Genomic DNA, 17,869 nt, shown 5'->3' with positions numbered 1-17,869 from the left:
GTCCTTGCGGATGCTTCCGCGCGCACGAAAGCGGGGCGCTAGGCCATGGCGCGCAGGGTTCCCGAGGTTAAGCCCACCTCGCCGGCGGCGGCCATCGTGCTCGTGCTGCTGTTCATTGTCTGCTTCATTATCGGCCTGTGGGCGCTTATGGCGCTCACGCGCATCGTGCTCGGTTAGGGGCAACGACTATGTGGCAGCGATTCACCCTCTACGACTTGCGCGTTATCGGGCACTACCTGGGAACGCTCCTGTTGTTCTTCGCCGCGCTCATGGCTCTTCCCTTGGCGACGGCGCTGGTCTTTCAGGAATGGGAGCCGGCGGCGCGCTACCTCGCGGCAATCGGCATCACCATGGTCGCGGGCTGCAGTCTGCGCTTTCTGCGCATCGAGCCCGGACGCCTCGATCGCCGCCAGGCGCTGGCGGTGACCGGTTTCGCCTGGGTCGTCCTCGCGCTGTTCGCCTCGTTCCCCTTGTACTTCTCGGGGCATTACATGACCTACCTCGATGCCATCTTCGACGGCGTCTCCGGCCTGACCACCACGGGCGCCTCGCTCATCGTCGATTTGGATCACCTCTCCTACGCCGATAATATGTTCCGCTTCGCTATGCACGCTCTGGGCGGTCTCGGCCTTATCGTGGTGGCGTTGTCCTTCGGGCTTTTCGGCCGCGGCGGCGGCGCATCGCTGTTTTCGTCGGAGGGCCGCAGCGAGCACGTGGTGCCCAACGTGGTGCAGACCACCCAGTTCATTGCTCGCATCACCCTGGTCATCGTCTCCGTCGCCACGGTGATCATCACGGCGTTATGCCTGTTCATGGGCATGGAGCCCACCCGCGCCTTCCTGAACGCGCTGTGGGTGTCTACCTCCGGGTTCGTGACCGGCGGTTTCACGCCCATGCAGCTTTCCATCATGTACTACCATTCCTTCCCCCTTGAGGCGATTCTCATGGTGCTCATGATTTTGGGCTCTATCAGCTTCGTCATTCACGCCGAGGTGTGGAAGGGGCGTCCGCTCCCGTTTTTCCGCGACATCGAGACGAAGACGATGGTGCTTTGGATAGGGGTCATGGCCTTCGTCTTCACGGCCACGCTCGCCCTGTCGCCCTTCGATGACATGCTCGCGCTTTTGCGCCGCGGCCTGTTCATGATCATCTCGGCGTTCACCACGACGGGCTTTCAGGTGGTCACCACCAACCAGATCACCACCGCTTTCAGCAACGGCGCCTTCCTCACCCTGGCGTTCATCATGGCCGTTGGCGGCGCTTCCGGCTCCACGGCCGGCGGCATCAAGTTCTCGCGCATGGGCATCATCTTCAAGTCCATCGTGTCGAACGTGAAGGAGACGCTGGCACCGGATTCGGCTCGCGTCGTCGTTTCCTACAATCACGTGGGCAGGCGCACCTTGACGCCGGAAATTGTGAAAGAGGCCATGACGGTGTTCATCCTGTACGTGATCACCTACGTTATCGGCGCGCTGGTGGGCATTGCGCACGGGTTCGAGGCCATTCCCGCAATCTCCGAGTCGGTGGCCATGACGTCCAACGGCGGCATCATCACGTCGGTGGCGGGGCCCGGCATGGCGGGAACCCTCGAGCTGTTCTACATCTTCCAGATGTGGGCTGGCCGCTTGGAGTTCATGACGCTGTTCGCCCTTATTGTGGAAGTGGTGGCCTCCCTGGTGCCGCGGCCTCGACCGAAGGAGCGCTCATGAGGCGGCGGGGTATCGCGCTTCTGGCGATCGCGCTCGCGGCGGTTCTGGCCGCGCCGGGTCCTGTGGCTTGGGCGACGGGGGCTGCCAACGGCGACGCGGCGGCTTCCTCTGATGGCGGTGTGACCAACGAGGATGTGCCGACGGACGACACGGGCGTCGTAGAGGCCGGCGAAGACGCTGGGAACGAAGGTGCTGGAAGCGAAGGCGCGGACGGCGGCGCGGTGCAAGGCGGAGGCGCCGAGGGCGAAGGAGCGAGCGGCGGCGCGACCGAGGGCGAAAACGGGGCCGATGGCGAGGACGGCCAGGCCGTCGACAAGCCCGCGCGCCCGAAGCTTCCCGACCCGGTCTTCGGCGAGGACGTGAACGAGGACAACCTCGTGAACCCCCAGCAGAAGCCTGATAGCTCCTTCATCTACGATACGTCCATCTCCGCCTTGCAGGGGGCCGACTCCTACCTGAACGACCAGACCGTGCAGGTGACGGGCGAGGTGATCGGCGATCGCATTCGCGCCGAGTTCGACCCCGGCTACAGCTGGATCGTCCTGCAGGGCTCCGATAGGGTTCATTCCGAAATCCCCGTGTTCATGGATACGGAGTCCACCGAGATCATCGACACCTACGGCGCCTACGGCCGCAAGGGCACCACGCTGCAGGTGCGCGGTACCTTCCATCTGATCTGCCCGGAGCACGAGGGTTTGACCGACTTGCACGCAGATACGGTCACCTTCGTCGAGAAAGGCTCGGTTACCGAACAGCCCTTCGACATCGGCGCGTTTCTGCCGGGGCTTATGCTGGTTGCCATCGGCTTCATCATGCTCATCGTGTTCCACCAGATGAGGGAGGGGCAGCGCTGATGGCTGAGGCGCGCTATCGCGGCGAAGTGGTGAAGCTGGACCGGGGGTACCCGCTCGTGCGTTTGGAAGACGGCGAGCTTCTGCGCTGCGAGCACGCGACGGCCCTGGTGAAGGGGGAGCGCCGACGGGCCGTTATCGGGGATGTTGTGGAAGTGGCGGTGCCCCCGGCTCACGACAAGGGCGTCATCGAGGCCATAGCGCCGCGCACCCGCGAGTTCGTGCGCAAGGATCCCACCGAGCGCGCCGTGCCCCAGGTGCTCGCCGCCAACTTCGAGCGCGTGATTGTGGCCCAACCCGTGGGCGAGGTGAACCTGCGGCGCCTCGAGCGCGAGCTGGTACTGGCCTTCGAGACGGGGGCCGAGGTGACCGTCGTGCTCACCAAGGCCGACCTGGCCGATGACGCCGCCACCCGGGCCACGGTGGAGGCTGTGCGGGCCCTGGCCGCCTCGGCGGCCGACGTGCTCGTCGTGTCCGAGGACGACCCGGCATCGGTGGAGGCCGTGCGCGCGCTTCTGGCGCCGGGCACCACCACGGTGCTCATCGGGCGCTCGGGGGTGGGGAAGTCCAGTCTGGTGAACATGCTGGTGGGCGCCGAGGTTTTAAGCGTCGGTGCGGTTCGCGAGGGGGATGGCAAGGGCCGCCACACCACGGTGAGCCGCGAGATTGTGGAGGTGCCCGGTGCCGGTCGCATCGTGGACATGCCGGGCGTGCGGGGCTTGGGGCTGTGGGACGCCGAAGAGGGCATCGGCGCCGCCTTCCCCGATGTGGAGGCGCTGGCCGCGCAGTGCCGCTTCCGCGACTGCACTCACCACGGGGAGCCCGGCTGCGCGGTGCGCGCGGCCGTGGAATCCGGCGAGCTGACGCCGGAGCGCTACGGGTCCTACCAGGCCCTTCAGCAGGAGATGGCCGCCATGCGCGACCGTCGCGAAGAGGCGCGCCGTATGAACAAGGAAAAGGTGAGCGACACCAAGCGGCGCCGCGCAGGTGCGCCCAAGGGCAAGCGTCGGCGGTGATAGCAAGGCGCCATCGTGACAACGCCCCGTGTAAGCGCAGAATGTCGATGAGGATGCAGACTCGTTCCATTCATGACATTTTGCCTACCGAGATTGCCGTCGGATGCAGACGCGCTAAAATGATGTGACACTCTTCGACTGAACTCGAAAGGACCTCCATGAATCCCGTCGTCGTCATTCCCACGTTCATCTACCCTCGCCGCCATCGCGGAGGGGCCGATGTGGTGAGCACCTACGACCACCCTACCGCCCCCAACCAAGAAGGGGAGCTCGGCCGTTGCCTGGAGTCGCTGGCGAAGGTGGAGGGCCTGAGACTCGTGGTCATCCTCGTGTCCGCCGACGTGTCGTTGGAAGTGCAGGCGGCCGAGAAGGTGCAGGCCATCGCCAACCGCCACTCGGACGTGACCACGCTCGTCATCGGCGCGGCGGAGCTGGCGCTTATCGAGCAGCGCATGGCCCAGCAGAACATCGAACGCCTTTCCAAGGAAATCGGCCTGCAAGGTTACGGCGCCATCCGGAACTTGGGGTTGCTCGTGGCCAACGTGCTCGGCTTCGATGCCGTGGTGTTTTTGGACGATGACGAGGTGATCGACGATCCGAAATTCCTAGAGAAGGCCATGTACGGCCTCGGGAAGCTCACGCGCCAGGGCGTGCCCATCGTGGCGAAGACGGGGTACTATTTGAACGACCAGGACTCCTACCTCTCGAAATGGGAGGACAAGTGGTACAACCGCTTCTGGCAGCAGGGCCGCGCTTTCAACGAGTGGATCACCAAGGCCATGCGCGGCCCGCGCCTGTCGCGCTCGAACCATGTGTGCGGCGGCTGCTTGGCCGTCCACAAGGAGGCGTTCCGGCGCCTCGCCTTCGACCCGTGGATCACCCGCGGCGAGGACTTGGACTACATGCTCGATCTGCGCATGTACGGCTCGGATATCTGGTTCGACAACCAGTGGGTGCTGCGTCACCTGCCCCCGCGCACCGCAAGCGAGGGCACGCGTTTCCGCCAGGACATCTTCCGGTGGCTCTACGAGTACCGCAAGCTGGAATACTCCCGAGCGCTCATCGACCTTCAGCAGGTGAAGCCGGCCTCGCTCGAGCCCTACCCGGGGCCGTTTTTGGAGCCGGGTCTTCTGCGCCGCATTCGGCTCACGGCATGGATGCGCAGCTTCGGACGCCCCGACAAGAAGGCCTACCGCTTGGCCGCCAAGGCCGCCACGGGTGCGGCTTCGGCCTACGCCGAGGCCAACTGCGCGAAATACTTCGAGTTCCAGTACGTCTGGCCCGAGGCCATGAATCGTTTGGAAAGCGACCAGCTGCTCTCCGAGGCGCTGGTGCGCTCGGCCATGCTGCGCGCCCAGGATGTGGCGGCCGCGGCCCCGACCCCGGCGGCTGCGGCGGCTGCGGACGTCCCGACGGGCGCCCCGGCTGCTGCGGACGTCGCGGCGGAGGTCGTCGCAGGCGAGGCTGCTGGTGTGACTCCTGCGGCCGCCGCGGCCCGCGCGAGCGCCCCGGCCCCCGCGAGCGTTCCGGCGCCCCGGCCCGTGCCGCGCACGAACATCGACGCCGGCATGACCACCCAGATCCGTCTGGATATGGAGGACTAGCACCGTGGAGGCGATGGTTCCGCTGTTCCTCGTGTCACTGGTCGTCGGTCTTGCGGTCGGCGTTTTGGCAGGACTGCTCGGCATCGGCGGCGGCATGCTGCTCGTGCCGGCGTTCAAGCTCGGCTATGCCATGGACTCGCTCATGTGCACGGCCACCTCGCTGTTCACGATTATCCCGACGTCGGTTTCGGGCGCGATTTCCCATATTCGCAACAAGACGTGCCTGCCGAAGCTCGGCGTGGCCGCGGGCCTCGGGGGCGCCTGCCTGTCGCCTTTAGGGGTGTGGCTCGCCACTCTCTCGCCGGACTGGGCCGTCATGGGAGCGGCGGCGCTCATCATCGCCTACTCTTCCGTTACGATGTTCCGCAAAGCGCTGAAGGCTCCGAAGGTACCTCGGGGCGCTGGGGCCGGTGCCGCGGATGCGGCGGCAAAGGAAGCTGCTGCCGAGGATCGTGCCGCCGCCATCGAACGAGCGCATGCGGAGGCCCCGACGATCGGTTGGCGCGAGGCGGGCATCGGGGCTGCTATCGGACTTTTCGCCGGTCTCGCCTCGGGTTACGTGGGCGTGGGCGGCGGTTTTATCATGGTGCCGCTTATGATGTCCATCCTGCATGTTCCCATGAAGCTCACCTCGGGCACGTCGCTTATCGCCGTCATGATCCTCGCCGTGCCGGGCACGGTGACCCAAGCGCTGCTCGGCAACATCAACTGGATCGCCGGCATCGCCGTGGCCTGCGGCTCCATCCCCGGAGCAACCCTGGGTGCGAAGCTCATCCCGAAGGTGCCCGAGCGCCAGCTGCGCTTCCTGTTTGCCGGCTTCCTCGTGGTGGCCGCCGTCCTGCTCGTCGTGAACCAGCTAGGGGTTTGGGGCTAGGTCGTTTCCCTGGCGTTCCTAAGTTTGTTATACTGGCGTCAATTATGGCGGCGATCAGGGGGTACGATTATGGCGAAGCGCGAATCGGGTACGGTGTCCACGCGGGGCATCGGGGTGCCCAAGTTCAACCAGGAAATGCTCGCGGCCACCATTGCCGCCCTGGCGGGCATCACGCTCGTGTGGACGTTCTCGCAGCCGGAGTTCCCCGTGCCCGTGCTCATAGCGGCCGGCGCCGTGTTCACCGTTTCTATCGTCATGGTCATCCGGCTCATGATGGATCCGGATTCCGTGCGCGCCCTGCAATCCGATGCCATGCTGCAACTGGCCTCGTCCATGATCGACGCTATGGGCGACGGGCTCACCGAGGAGGCCTCCCAAGAGGTGTGCGAGCTTCTGCTTCCGAACACCTCGGCCATCGCGGTCGCCCTCACCAACTGCGAGAGCGTGCTCGGCTATGCCGGCTACCAGGAGGCCCACAACCCGGCGGGCATCGCCATCCGCACGAGCGCCACCCACGAGTGCATTCGCCGGGGGAAGACGCTCGTGCTGCTGACGCCCGAGGAGATTGGGCTGCCGGCGCCTATCGAGCAGAACCGTATCAAGGCTGCCATCGTGGAGCCCCTGTTCGTCGGCGGTCGGGTGGAGGGGACGCTCAAGTTCTACTACCGTGACCCGCGCAAAATCACCGAGACCCAGCGCTCTATCGCCCACGGTTTCGCCCAGCTGCTCGCCACCCAGATGGCCGCCGTGGAAATGGAGACTCAGCGCAAGTTGGCCGCCTCCATGGAGCTGAAGATGCTGCAGACGCAGATCAACCCCCACTTCCTGTTCAACACCATCAACACCATCGCCTCGTTTATCCGCACCGATCCCATGAAGGCCCGCACGCTTCTGCGGGAATTCGCCGTGTTCTATCGGCGCACCCTGGAGGACTCCACCGAGCGCATCTCGCTGGCTCGCGAGCTTGACCAGGTGCAGCGCTACTTCAACTTCGAGCTGGCCCGCTTCGGCGATGCGCGCCTTGCCTTCGAGGTGAACGCGAGCCCCGCGCTGCTGGACATGATGGTGCCGCCATTTCTGGTGCAGCCGCTCGTGGAGAACGCCATCAAGCACGCCATGCCCTCGGAGGGCAAGCTCACCATTACGGTGAGGGCCGACGCCGATGGCGACGACGTGGTCATCGTGGTGAGCGATGACGGCGTGGGCATGACTGAGGAGACTTGCGCGAACATCACGCAGGTGGAGTCGTCCACCGGTCTCGGCATTGCCGTGAAGAACGTGCACGACCGCATGATCGGTTTCTTCGGCCCCGATGCGCAGATGGTGTACACGAGCGTGCTGGGGGAGGGCACCCAGGTGACGCTGCGCTGCCCCGGCTGCGCCAAGGCGCCGGCGTCTGCGGCGGCATCGGCGGAGGCGCTCGCAGCGTCATTGGACGAGGTGGCCGGGGAAGCGGCGGAAAGCGCGGAGAAGGCGGCGCGCAACAACGCCACCATGGCCGAGCTGACTGAGCTTGTGGCTCAGGTATCGGAATAAAGCCCGATCTCGGGTGATCTCGGGTGATCCCAGGCCGATCCCAGCAGGTAAATCGCCTATTTTCGTATCGACAATAGGGGCGCGGTCGTTTATCATCCCAGTCATCAACTATTCGTCTTCTGGGGAAGGGCGCGCCCGTGTTCGAGTTTCTATCTTCGCCGTTCGGCCTGGTGGCTGTAGGCCTCGGTGTGCTGGCGGTGGCCGTGCTCGCCCTTTGCTTGTGGATCACGACTCTCGACCGTCGTATGCGCGGCATGGCCGACGGTCTGGAAACCGAGCGTCGCAAGGTGGCCGAACTGCAGATGGTCATCGGGCGCCGCGCCAACGCGGCCCGCAGCTACGGAAACCGGGGGAGGGCGGCAGCGCCCGCTCCCGCCCCGGCGCTCGTCGCTGCTGCCCCGGCCGCTCCTGCTGGTGCGCCCATGTCCGCACGTGGTGCGGGAGCTCCGGTGCCGATGGGGGCATCGGGCGGCACGGCCGTGCCCCCGCGGGGGTCCGTGCCGGCTTCCGCGGGCGCCCCTGCGGGCGCGGTGCCCCGAGGACGTGGGTCGCGCCCCGCCCCGGCTGGCAGCGGGTGGACGCCCAGCAGCATTCCGATGCCGGCGCAGTCGGAGGTGGACGCCTGGGTGCAGGGCGCACCGGCGGTGCAGCAGTCCATCGTGGTGCCCGATCGCAAGATGTCGCGCAAGGCTCGTCGCGAGGCGGAGCGCGCCTTTGCCGCTCGCGCGGCCGCCGAGTTGGAGGCTCGCCAGGCTCGCCGAGCCCAGGAGGCCGCTGCGGCCCAGCGCTCTTTCGGAGCGGCGCCGGCCCGCGCCGCTGCTCCTGCGCACCCCGCCGCAGCCGCCCGTCCTGCTGCGGGCGTTCCCGCCCAGGCCCAGGGCTTCGCCCCGGTGCAGCCCGCTTACGGCGCGCCTTCCGGTGCCCGCGCCCGCCACGCGCGCTAGGGGCCTTTCCGCCACGCGCGTCGGGGGTTTCCCGTTGCGCAATGTCCCTTCCAGCCTGAAAAGGCCCGCGCCGAGGATGCTCTTGGCGCGGGCCTTCTTGCGATACGGCTGATGCGCTGGGGCTTTCTACCCCTTGTAGGCTTCCTGGAACCGCGCGACGTCGCGCTCGTAAATGACGAGCGTCGAGTCGGGCTCCTCCAGATAGAACGGCACGCCGGCCAATTTCGGATGGTTCACGAGGGCCGCCAGCGCGTCGAAGCCGATCTTTCCCTCGCCGATGCGCGCGTGGCGATCCACGTGGCTGCCGCGCTCGTGGGTGGCGTCGTTCAAGTGCACGGCCTTCAGCTTGTCCAGGCCGATGGTGCGGTCGAACTCCTCCAGCACGCCGTCGAGGTCGCCTACGATGTCGTAGCCTTCGGCCCACACGCCGGCGCAGTCGAAGCACACGCCCACGTGTTCCGGATGGTCTACCTTGGCGATGATCGCGGCTAGCTGCTCGAAGCTCGTGCCCACCTGGGTGCCCTCGCCGGCCATGGTGTCCAGCAGCACGCAGGTCTTCATGGACGGCGTGATGATCTTGTTCAGGGCGTCGGCCACGTCGGCCAGCCCCTCTTCCACGCTGATGTCAAGGCGGCTGCCTGGGCGGATGAGGTACAGCGAGCCGTCCACCTCGGCCAGGCGCGCGAGATCTTCCGAGTACACCATGAGGGCGAAGTCGCGCTCGTTCATCTTGTCCGTGGCCGGGTCGGCATCGTAGGGGGCGTAGGCCAGCGCGTCGTGGATGCCGTGCTCCTTCGCGAAGGCGAGGTAGGCGGCGACGTCCTTCTCGTCGAGGGCCGCCTGCTCGCTGCCGCGGGGGCTGCGGGTGAAGTACTGGAAGGTGTTCGCGTTGATGGACGCCGCCTCTTTGGCCATCTCCAGATAGCCGCGGCGCTTCGAGAGATGGCAACCAATGGTCAGCATGATGAGTCCTTTCGACAAAGAATTCTTGAAATTTGGTCACAAAATCGAGTTCTGGGTTTTGTAAGCCAGAAAATCATAGCTCTGGTGTTGGCGGGTATCCCCAATGCGTGCATTTGTTCAGTATTTCGTTGAGTTTCGGGCAATATCGGGTGATTTGGGTGCGTGGAAAAACCCAGGACTCGATTTTGTGACCAAAAGTGGAGAAATCTTTGCATGGCGACCCTTGCATAGTGGCCCCAGCATGACGGCCCTTGCGGGCGCGCTTTGCGCGGGCGCTTTGGCGCCGTCGTGGCAGCCGAACATCTGACGGGGAGATGCTTGCTGCGAAACCGCCATCGCGCAGAGAGTGCTGCAATGGTAGAATTGCGCTACCTCGAAAACACTCCTGAAACGTACCCAAGAGAGGTTTTGCCCCTATGGCACGATCCCCGCTCATACTCGACCGCTACCGCGTCATCGACCAGGCCGGCTCTGGCGGCTATGGCACGGTGGTGCACGCTTTCGACACGCATCTCAAGCGCGATGTGGCCATCAAGTGCATCGAGCTTTCCGAGGACGAGCTGGCCGCTGCTCGCCTCGAGGCCTTGGAGGCGCGCATGGCGGCGGATTTGGAAGAGGTAGAGGCGGGGGCATCGGGCGCCGAGACGGGGGTCGCTGGCCGGAATGCGGGTCCGGGCGCAGTCTCGGTCGCCGGTGCAGCCTCGAGCACTGGTGCAGCCTCGGGCGCCGCTGCGGGCGATCCTGCTGGCAGCTCGTCGGCGGATGCCTTCCCCGCCGACCCCGATTTCCTGGCGGCCCGCGACGAGCGCCGTCGGCGCCGATCCGCGACGGCGGCTGCTTCACGGCGTGTCGCCTCCGAGGAGGTGCCGCCCTGGGAAGAGTGGGACGATGCCGCCGCCGAAGAAGACGTGGAAGGCGAAGGGGAGTGGGAGGACTCCCTCATTCCCTGGAACGCCTCCACGACCGACTTTGCCGGTCGGCGGCGCGGGCCGGCGCGCCTCACGGGTCGGGTGAGCCGCAAGACGCGCCACGCTCCCGAGGTGCCCTACGAACCCCAGACCGTGGTAGAAGAGGCACCCGATGCCACTGACGCGACCGCCGACGCGGAATCGGTGGACGTGCGCCATCTGCGCGGCGTGCGTGCCTCGCGGGTCATCGCTGAAGAGCCCGAGTCCGATGCCGAAGACGAGCTGGATCTGTTCGAGCACATCCCCGGCCTGGAAGAGGCTCGCTCCGTCGCGAAGCTGTCCGATACGAATATCGTCACCGTGTACGACTGCGCCGTGGAGGGCAGCAGCGCCTACGTGATCATGGAATACGTCGAGGGAAAGACGCTCGCGCAAATCATCGACGAGGTGGACGACGATATCACGCTGGATGTGGTGGCCGCCGTGTTTTCGGCCGTCTCCCATGCCCTGGAGGTGGCCCACGGCGAGCACACCCTGCATCTGGATATCAAGCCGGAAAACGTCATCGTGAACGGCAAGGGCCAGGCCAAGGTGGCCGATTTCGGCCTGGCCGCCCTCATGGACGCCACGGGATCGGGCACCACGGGCGGTGGCACCATCGGCTACATGCCTTTGGAGCAGATGCGCCAGGAGCCGCTCGATGTACGCACCGACGAGTGGGCCCTGGCGAGCCTCACCTACGAGATGCTCACCGGCTCGAACCCGTTTTTCGCCGATGATCTGGACGCGGCGGAGGAGGCCATCGAAGAGGCGGAGCTCGTGCTGCCGTCGCTGTGCTGGGACGAGCTGGACGCCGAGGCCGACGAGGTCATGTTCGCCGCTCTCGACCCCGACATGGACGAGCGCTACGAGGATGTCGCCGCCTTTGCGGCCGCGCTTTCGCCCTATCTGGGCAACGCCAAGAAGGGCAAGCGGGTGCTCGCCGACATCGTGAATGGGAAGATGGAAGAGCCGGCTGCCGAGGAGCCGGAGCGCGTTTGGGAGCCGCTGCCCCCGCTCGTCGACCGCCTGGGGCTGCGCGGCGCCGCCATTGTGGGGCGCATCGTGGCCGCTGCGGCTGTGGCGTTGCTGGCGGCGGCGGGCATGGCGAACCTGCACCTTACTCCGGGTTCTGCCATGGGACTCGCCACCGACGCCCCCATTGCCTACGGGGTGGTGATCGCCGTATGTGCTTTAGTGACTGCCATCAGGCCTTCCATCGGTGTCCTGTTTGGCTACGGGGCCTTTGTGGTGGGGCTTGCCGGCGCGGGCGCCTGGGTGCCGGCGGTGCTGCTCACCGCGGCTACGGGCGCGTGGTGGTACTTTGTCGGGCGCCGCGGCACCGCCCAGACGGTCTCGGCGCTCATGCAGCCGCTGTTCGGCTCCGTGGGTTTCGCGGCGGCCTCGCCGGTGACGTGCGGCGTGCTGCTGCCGGTGCTGCAATCGGTCATCACGGCGGCCTTCGCCTTCGCGAGCGCCCTCATCATGGCCGGCTGCGGCTCGGTCGACATCACGAACTGGGACGCGGTCATGCACCTCGGCTTCTCGAGCAACCCGGCGGCAGGGTGCCTGGCGGTGGCGTCGCAGCCGGCCACCTGGGTCGTGGGCGCAAGCTGGATCGCCGCTGCGGGCCTTTACAGCCTCTTGTGCGTGCGCGGCACCCGTGCCTTCGACATCGCCGGTTCGGTGGTGGCGGCCGCGGTGCTCATGCTCGGTGCGTGCGCGGCGGCCTATCTCGCTTCCTTCGGCGGCTCGTGGCTGCCCGCTCCGGCGGCGCTGCTCGGAGCGCTGGTGCCCGGCGTTCTCGGCATCTTGGCCGCGGTTATGAGCATTCCCGATCGCGCCCGCTGGGCCGAAGAAGAATGGTATGTGGAAGAAGAGAAGTAGACCACTTCCCTGCAGGTCATAGTATACTGACAGCACCAATGACGAACCCACCTGCCGCGGCGCGAGCGGCGTAGGCGAAGAAGGCGAGATAGCGACCTATGAACATCGAAGAGCTGTACCATTTTCTGTTCGAGACCATGCCCGGCATCGGCATTCTGGTCGGTGGCGGTCTTGTGATCAGCATCATCGTGTGCTTCATTCTGGAGCGCAAGACGCGCAAGCAGTTCAAGAACCACGAGAAGACCGAGGACGACTGGTCGCTGTTCGATGACGACGAGGACGAAAGCGAATAGCTTCGCCCCGGCCGCGCGAAAACCCTCAGCCTGACTTCTGCCCGCCTGCGCCCGCCGCACCCGAAGACTTCCCGCCCGCGTCAGCGGGCGGTGCTATACTGGGCCGCATTGAAAACCGCCGGACTGCCGGCGCCTAAGGCAACCGATCATTGTGAAAGTGAGCCGCCCCATGTTGGACATCAAGTACGTACGCGAGCACCTCGACGAGGTTGCCGAGACGATGAAGAACCGCCACGCCTCCTTCGACCCGGAGCAGTTCACCGCCCTTGATGTGCAGCGCCGCGAGGTCATCGCCGAGGAGGAGGCCCTGCAGGCCGAGCGCAACAAGCTTTCGAAGGAGATCGGCGCGCTCATGGGCCAGGGCAAGACCGACGAGGCCAACGCCACCAAGGAGACCGTCCGCCAGATCAACGAGAAGCTCACCGCTCTGGGCGATGCCCGCGCCGAGGCCGAGGCCGCCATGGACGCGCTCATGCTCTCCATTCCGAACATGGTGGACGCCACCACGCCGGTGGGCGAGGACGAGAACGACAATCCCGAGGTGCGCCGCTGGGGCACGCCCCGCGATTTCGCCGCCGAGGGCTTCGAACCGCAGGCCCATTGGGATTTGGGGCCGGCCCTGAACATCATCGATTTCGAGCGCGGCGTGAAGCTGGCCGAGAGCCGCTTCTACGTGCTCGGCGGCGCCGGCGCCCGTCTCGAGCGCGCGCTCATCGCCTTCATGTTGGATCAGCACACCTCCCGCGGCTACAAGGAGTGGTGGGTGCCGGCGCTCGCCAACGCCGCCACGCTCACGGGCACGGGCCAGCTGCCGAAGTTCGAGGAGGACCTCTTCCACACCACCGAGGGCCTCTACCTCATTCCCACGGCCGAGGTGCAGCTGACGAATCTGCACGCCGGGGAAGTGCTCGACGCCGATTCGTTGCCGCTGCACTACTGCGCCTTCACCCCGTGCTTCCGCGAGGAGGCGGGCAGCGCCGGTCGCGATACCCGCGGCATCATTCGCGTGCACCAGTTCTCCAAGGTGGAGATGGTGAAGTTCGCCACACCTGAGACCGGTTTCGACGAGCTGGAATCCATGGTGGAAGACGCCGAGAACATCCTGCAGCAGCTGAAGCTGCCCTATCGCGTTATCAGCCTGTGCACCGGCGACATCGGGTTCTCCTCCGCGAAGACCTACGACGTGGAAGTGTGGCTGCCCAGCTACGGCGCCTACAAGGAGATCTCCTCCTGCAGCTGCTGCACCGATTTCCAGGCCCGTCGCGCCAACATCAAGTACCGCGACCCGGCCAACTTCAAGGGTAGCCGCTTCGTGTACACCCTGAACGGGTCGGGCCTGGCCGTGGGCCGCACCATGGCCGCCGTCATCGAGAACTACCAGAATCCCGACGGTACCATCACGGTGCCCGAGGTGCTCGTTCCCTATATGGGCGGCAAGACGGTGATCGGGCCGGAAGAGGTCTAAAGAGCCATGGAAGAGCAGTCGCCGGCGGCGGCCGCGCCGACCGGTTCCGGCGGCCGGCCGCCTGCCGAGGGTCGTCTCCGCTCCGCTGCGACGACAGCCGCCACGGCGACGGCGCAGAAGCCGTCGTCTCGTCGCGCGGCGTCGTCCGGTGAAGGCGATGGCGGCCGCGAAGTGCGGAGGGGGAGGGGAGGCCGTTCGAACACTGCGCCTTCTCGCAAACGCCGCCATCCGGTGCGGGTGGCGGTGGTGTCCGTAGTTGTCGTTGTCGTTTTGCTCGTCGGTGCGGCGGCGGGCGGATTCGCGTGGCTCCACTGGTTCTCCGAGGACGATGCGGCCGATTTCGCGGGCACCTGGTATTTGGCCGGCACGGCTACGCCCATCACCATCACCGAGGATCGCATCCAGCTGACCGATGATGTGTCCTACCGTTATGCGCTGAACGACCAGGACAAAACCTTCGAGCTATCCTTCGGCAACTTGAAGGGCGGCGGCCGCTACCGGTTCTCGCTCGATCGCAACCAGCTGGCCCTGGTGGACGGCGACTTCTCCGGCGCCGACACCTTGGGCGACGATATCGCCTGGACGCTGCGCGCGCTGGCCGAGGGCGCCCAGGGGCGCGTGCTGGCTCCGGAGGAGGCGGCCCGGGGCGTCACGCTGCTTTCCCGCACGCCCACGGGGACGCCGTCGCTTCCCGAGGCGGCTGACACGCCCGAGGCCCCGGCTGGCGAAGACGCCAAGGCCGACACCGGTGATGGCTCGAAATCCGGCAACGACGACGGCGGCGCAGAGCCCGACAAGGCCGATGCCATCTCGGCCCCCGGCACCTCGGACAAAGCTGACGACCGTGCCTAGGCTCGCCGTCGAGCGCATTGCCTTCGAGCGCGATCGCATGGCCCTGCTCGTGCGCGTGCCCGAGGGCGCGGACGCCTCTTTGGGCGCGTGCGGCGCCGATCGGCTGCTTGCCGCGCGCCCCTCCCTCGCCTTCCACACCTGCTTGAATGACGAGGACGCCCCCTTTGCCGAGGTGCTCGCCCGCACGTCGCTGCCCCATGCGCTGGAGCATCTGGTCATCGATTTGCAGGCTGCGAACCCCGCTTGCGCCTCCGATGCCACGTTTGTAGGTACGACGGAATGGCTCTCGAAGCGGGACGGTTTGGCCCGTGTTACAGTAAACTTTACCGATGACCTCATCGCATTGGGCGCCCTGAAGGACGCCTTGGCGCTTCTGGAAGGGACGGTTGAATAAGATGTCGTCAGCTCACATCACCTTCGACACCACCGGCGACAAGATCGCCCGACGCGTGCGCAAGATGCGCCCGTCGGCCGTGCGCAACCTGTTCGCCGCCGCTACGCGCGACGATGTAATCTCGCTGTCGGGCGGCATGCCCGCTGTGTCGCTTCTGCCCGAGGAGGACATTCGCCGCGCCACGCTGGCCGCCATTGAGAGCCCCGAGGCCCGCGCGGTATCGCTGCAGTACGGCCCCACCGACGGGCTCGCCGGGCTGCGCGCCGTGCTCGCCGATATGATGCGCGATCTGGGCATCCGCGTGAAGGCCGACCAGGTGCTTGTCACCACGGGCGCCCAGCAGGCCCTAACACTCATCGCCGAGGCTTTCATCGACCCCGACGACATCATCATTACCGAGGGCCCCACCTATCTGGGGGCGCTGCAGGCCTTCTCCGCCTTCGAGCCCGATGTGCGTGCGATCCCCTTCGACGAGGACGGCATGCGCATGGATCTTCTGGAGGAGGAACTCAAGCGCATCGGCAAGGACAATCCGCGTTTGAAGTTCTGCTACACCATCCCGAATTTCCAGAACCCCGGCGGCGTCACCATGACGGCCGAGCGCCGGCGCCGCCTGCTCGAGCTGGCCCATGAGTACAACTTCATGGTGGTGGAAGACGACCCCTACGGCCGTCTCCGCTACGACGGCGGCCACCAGGTGCCCCTGAAGGCCATGGACGATTCGGTCATTTACCTGGGCACGATTTCGAAGATGCTGGGGCCGGGGCTGCGCACGGGCTGGATCGCCGCGCCCGAGGCCGTGCTCGCCCGCATCAACCTGGTGAAGCAGGGTGCCGATTTGTGCGGCAGCGCCTTCGACCAGCTGGTCGTGCAGCACTACTTTGCCGATGTCGCGTGGCAGCGCACGCTGCAGAAGTTCATCGCGCTGTACAAGGAGCGCCGCGACGCCATGCTGGCGGCCCTCGACGAGTTCTTTCCCCCCGAGGCCACCTGGACGCATCCGGCCGGCGGCATGTTTCTCTGGATTACGCTGCCGGACTATATGGATACCGATTCGATGCTTGCCGAAGCGCTGGAGTCGGGCGTAACCTATGTGCCGGGGAATTCGTTCTTCCCCGATGGAAAAACCGGGCGCAACTCCATGCGCGTGAACTTCAGCTTCGAGACGCCCGAATCCATCACCGAGGCCATCCGACGCCTGGCGAAGGTGATCGAGGAGCGCCTCGAACTCTACCGCGTGTTCATTGAGGCCGGCGCGCTGCCCGGCTACGACAGAAAGGATGCAGCCATGGACGAGAATGCCACTTCTTGGAAGGACGTCATCGTCGATTCCGAGCAGAACGAGGAAGCGGTCATGCAGGCCCGCGAAGGCGATGCCGAGCAGATCGAGATCGCCGAGGAGAAGGTGACCGAGGCGCAGGAAGCCGCGGCAGAATAAAGGCCGCCCCCGAGGAGTTCCAACAACGAAGGAGACGTGTATGAAAGTTGCAGTGCTCATGGGAGGCAAGTCCTTCGAGCGCGAGGTGTCGCTGGCCTCCGGCAAGGTGGTGTGCGAGGCGCTGGAAGAGGCTGGCCACAAGGTGGTGCCCCTGGACACCAACGCCGATCTGGTTCCCACGCTGCGCAGCGAGCGGCCCGATGTGGTGTACAACGCCCTGCACGGCAAGCACGGCGAGGACGGCACCATCCAAAGCCTGCTGGAGTTCCTCGGCATCCCGTTCGTGGGCTCGCCGGCGAGCGTCTGCCATCGCGCTTGGAACAAGGACGCCCTGCACTCGTCACTGGCGAAGTACCGCGACCTGACCGGCGAGGAGGGCTGCGCGTCCTGGCCCCAGGGCGTCTACCTGGCGCGCGATGCTTTCAAGGGCATGGGTGCGGCCACGGCGCTCGATATGGTGGCCGACCGTGTGATCGGCGGGTATCCGGTCTGCGTGAAGCCGGCCCACGGCGGAAGCGCCCTGGGCGTGCACAAGGTGAAAAGCCAGGAGGAGTTGGGCGAGGCGGTGCTCGATGCGCTGTCCTACGACGAGGCCGTGAACATCGAGCAGTGGGTCGATGGCGTGGAGCTTTCCGTGTCCATCCTCGGCACCGGCTGGGACGCCCACGCGCTGCCGCCGGTAGAGATTGTGACTCGCGAGGGCTTTTACGACGCGGCGGCCCGCATGGCCGACGACGCTGTGGAGTTCTTCTGCCCCGTGCGCGACGAGTCGCTTTCCCCCAACGCAGCCGATGCCCAGGCCATCCGCGCGGAAATCGAGCGGGCGGCGCTGGAAGTCTACCGCGCCTACAGCGTGCGCGATCTCGGGCGCGTCGACCTCATCTGGGACGGCGGCGCGGCCCGCTGCTTCGAGGTGGATGTGTCCCCGGGCATGACCGAGCGTTCCCTGTTCCCCATGGCCTGCGCCGCGGCCGGCCTGTCGCTGCCCGCGGTGCTCGACACGCTCGTGAACGAGGCCTACGCCCGCGGTGCCTGTTTCTAGGTTCGCACGGACTGAGGTTTTCTCTGAGAGATTTCCTCATCTATGACGAATTAC

The 17,869-nt window shown here is 66.2% G+C and carries 16 protein-coding genes; 15 read left to right on the top strand and 1 reads right to left on the bottom strand.

Annotated elements, in window-relative coordinates:
• The first annotated feature begins 45 nt into the window (after positions 1-45).
• The 8 genes from AEQU_RS13070 to AEQU_RS10155 all read left to right on the top strand — a co-directional run bounded on the left by AEQU_RS13070 (position 46) and on the right by AEQU_RS10155 (position 8,534).
• Complete coding sequence (locus AEQU_RS13070) at positions 46-177, top strand: hypothetical protein (protein ID WP_270357011.1); 132 nt, start codon at positions 46-48, stop codon at positions 175-177.
• An 11-nt stretch (positions 178-188) separates the two neighbouring features.
• Positions 189-1,709, top strand: coding sequence for a TrkH family potassium uptake protein (locus AEQU_RS10190; RefSeq protein ID WP_022741149.1), 1,521 nt, complete (start codon positions 189-191; stop codon positions 1,707-1,709).
• Positions 1,706-2,563 carry a hypothetical protein gene (locus tag AEQU_RS12010; protein ID WP_022741146.1) on the top strand — a complete coding sequence of 286 codons (858 nt, stop codon included), beginning with the start codon at positions 1,706-1,708 and terminating at the stop codon, positions 2,561-2,563. The genes AEQU_RS10190 and AEQU_RS12010 overlap by 4 nt, the downstream gene beginning before the upstream one ends.
• Positions 2,563-3,576 carry a ribosome small subunit-dependent GTPase A gene (gene rsgA, locus AEQU_RS10175; RefSeq protein WP_022741143.1) on the top strand — a complete coding sequence of 338 codons (1,014 nt, stop codon included), beginning with the start codon at positions 2,563-2,565 and terminating at the stop codon, positions 3,574-3,576. Before AEQU_RS12010 ends, rsgA begins: the two co-directional genes overlap by 1 nt.
• 158 nt (positions 3,577-3,734) lie before the next feature.
• On the top strand, positions 3,735-5,180 hold the full coding sequence (locus tag AEQU_RS10170) for a glycosyltransferase (protein WP_022741140.1): 1,446 nt from the start codon (positions 3,735-3,737) through the stop codon (positions 5,178-5,180).
• Positions 5,181-5,193: 13 nt separating this feature from the next.
• The gene (locus tag AEQU_RS10165; RefSeq protein ID WP_041715521.1) at positions 5,194-6,054 is read left to right on the top strand and encodes a sulfite exporter TauE/SafE family protein; all 861 of its coding nucleotides are present in this window, start codon (positions 5,194-5,196) and stop codon (positions 6,052-6,054) included.
• A 69-nt stretch (positions 6,055-6,123) separates the two neighbouring features.
• Positions 6,124-7,590, top strand: coding sequence for a GAF domain-containing sensor histidine kinase (locus AEQU_RS10160; protein WP_022741132.1), 1,467 nt, complete (start codon positions 6,124-6,126; stop codon positions 7,588-7,590).
• 137 nt (positions 7,591-7,727) lie between these two features.
• Complete coding sequence (locus tag AEQU_RS10155; RefSeq protein ID WP_041714700.1) at positions 7,728-8,534, top strand: hypothetical protein; 807 nt, start codon at positions 7,728-7,730, stop codon at positions 8,532-8,534.
• A gap of 126 nt (positions 8,535-8,660) precedes the next feature.
• Here the strand turns inward: AEQU_RS10155 and AEQU_RS10150 are convergent, their stop codons facing one another.
• Positions 8,661-9,497, bottom strand: coding sequence for a deoxyribonuclease IV (locus AEQU_RS10150; protein ID WP_022741120.1), 837 nt, complete (start codon positions 9,495-9,497; stop codon positions 8,661-8,663).
• Between the two features lie 416 nt (positions 9,498-9,913).
• Here AEQU_RS10150 and AEQU_RS10145 point away from each other — a divergent pair, with 416 nt between their 5' ends.
• From AEQU_RS10145 to AEQU_RS10115, 7 genes are all read left to right on the top strand, one after another.
• Positions 9,914-12,331, top strand: coding sequence for a bifunctional serine/threonine protein kinase/MFS transporter (locus AEQU_RS10145; RefSeq protein WP_022741118.1), 2,418 nt, complete (start codon positions 9,914-9,916; stop codon positions 12,329-12,331).
• A gap of 98 nt (positions 12,332-12,429) precedes the next feature.
• Positions 12,430-12,624, top strand: a complete 195-nt coding sequence (locus AEQU_RS10140; protein WP_022741115.1) for a DUF6724 family protein — start codon at positions 12,430-12,432, stop codon at positions 12,622-12,624.
• A gap of 169 nt (positions 12,625-12,793) precedes the next feature.
• Positions 12,794-14,089: a serine--tRNA ligase gene (gene serS, locus AEQU_RS10135; protein WP_041714699.1), complete on the top strand. Its 1,296-nt coding sequence runs from the start codon at positions 12,794-12,796 to the stop codon at positions 14,087-14,089.
• A 6-nt stretch (positions 14,090-14,095) separates the two neighbouring features.
• Positions 14,096-14,941: a hypothetical protein gene (locus tag AEQU_RS12005; protein ID WP_022741108.1), complete on the top strand. Its 846-nt coding sequence runs from the start codon at positions 14,096-14,098 to the stop codon at positions 14,939-14,941.
• Positions 14,934-15,335, top strand: coding sequence for a cyanophycin synthetase family protein (locus AEQU_RS10125; protein ID WP_022741105.1), 402 nt, complete (start codon positions 14,934-14,936; stop codon positions 15,333-15,335). The genes AEQU_RS12005 and AEQU_RS10125 overlap by 8 nt, the downstream gene beginning before the upstream one ends.
• A 1-nt stretch (position 15,336) precedes the next feature.
• A complete protein-coding gene (locus AEQU_RS10120; protein ID WP_022741101.1) occupies positions 15,337-16,773 on the top strand; it encodes an aminotransferase-like domain-containing protein in 1,437 nt (478 codons plus the stop codon).
• A 40-nt stretch (positions 16,774-16,813) separates the two neighbouring features.
• Positions 16,814-17,815, top strand: a complete 1,002-nt coding sequence (locus AEQU_RS10115) for a D-alanine--D-alanine ligase family protein (protein ID WP_022741099.1) — start codon at positions 16,814-16,816, stop codon at positions 17,813-17,815.
• Positions 17,816-17,869 lie beyond the last annotated feature (54 nt).

The organism is Adlercreutzia equolifaciens DSM 19450 (genome assembly GCF_000478885.1).
Classification (GTDB): Bacteria; Actinomycetota; Coriobacteriia; order Coriobacteriales; family Eggerthellaceae; genus Adlercreutzia; species Adlercreutzia equolifaciens.
The sequence above is the reverse complement of the archived record's forward strand: the minus strand, read 5'-3'. Positions and strand labels throughout refer to the sequence as shown.

Coding starts and splice junctions, on each gene's coding strand:
- AEQU_RS10120 (WP_022741101.1), top strand. CDS start 15,337: ATGTCGTCAGCTCACATCACCTTCGACACCACCGGCGACAAGATCGCC.
- AEQU_RS10145 (WP_022741118.1), top strand. CDS start 9,914: ATGGCACGATCCCCGCTCATACTCGACCGCTACCGCGTCATCGACCAG.
- serS (WP_041714699.1), top strand. CDS start 12,794: ATGTTGGACATCAAGTACGTACGCGAGCACCTCGACGAGGTTGCCGAG.
- AEQU_RS12005 (WP_022741108.1), top strand. CDS start 14,096: ATGGAAGAGCAGTCGCCGGCGGCGGCCGCGCCGACCGGTTCCGGCGGC.
- AEQU_RS10115 (WP_022741099.1), top strand. CDS start 16,814: ATGAAAGTTGCAGTGCTCATGGGAGGCAAGTCCTTCGAGCGCGAGGTG.
- AEQU_RS12010 (WP_022741146.1), top strand. CDS start 1,706: ATGAGGCGGCGGGGTATCGCGCTTCTGGCGATCGCGCTCGCGGCGGTT.
- AEQU_RS10190 (WP_022741149.1), top strand. CDS start 189: ATGTGGCAGCGATTCACCCTCTACGACTTGCGCGTTATCGGGCACTAC.
- AEQU_RS10160 (WP_022741132.1), top strand. CDS start 6,124: ATGGCGAAGCGCGAATCGGGTACGGTGTCCACGCGGGGCATCGGGGTG.
- AEQU_RS10140 (WP_022741115.1), top strand. CDS start 12,430: ATGAACATCGAAGAGCTGTACCATTTTCTGTTCGAGACCATGCCCGGC.
- rsgA (WP_022741143.1), top strand. CDS start 2,563: ATGGCTGAGGCGCGCTATCGCGGCGAAGTGGTGAAGCTGGACCGGGGG.
- AEQU_RS10165 (WP_041715521.1), top strand. CDS start 5,194: ATGGTTCCGCTGTTCCTCGTGTCACTGGTCGTCGGTCTTGCGGTCGGC.
- AEQU_RS10150 (WP_022741120.1), bottom strand. CDS start 9,497: ATGCTGACCATTGGTTGCCATCTCTCGAAGCGCCGCGGCTATCTGGAG.
- AEQU_RS13070 (WP_270357011.1), top strand. CDS start 46: ATGGCGCGCAGGGTTCCCGAGGTTAAGCCCACCTCGCCGGCGGCGGCC.
- AEQU_RS10170 (WP_022741140.1), top strand. CDS start 3,735: ATGAATCCCGTCGTCGTCATTCCCACGTTCATCTACCCTCGCCGCCAT.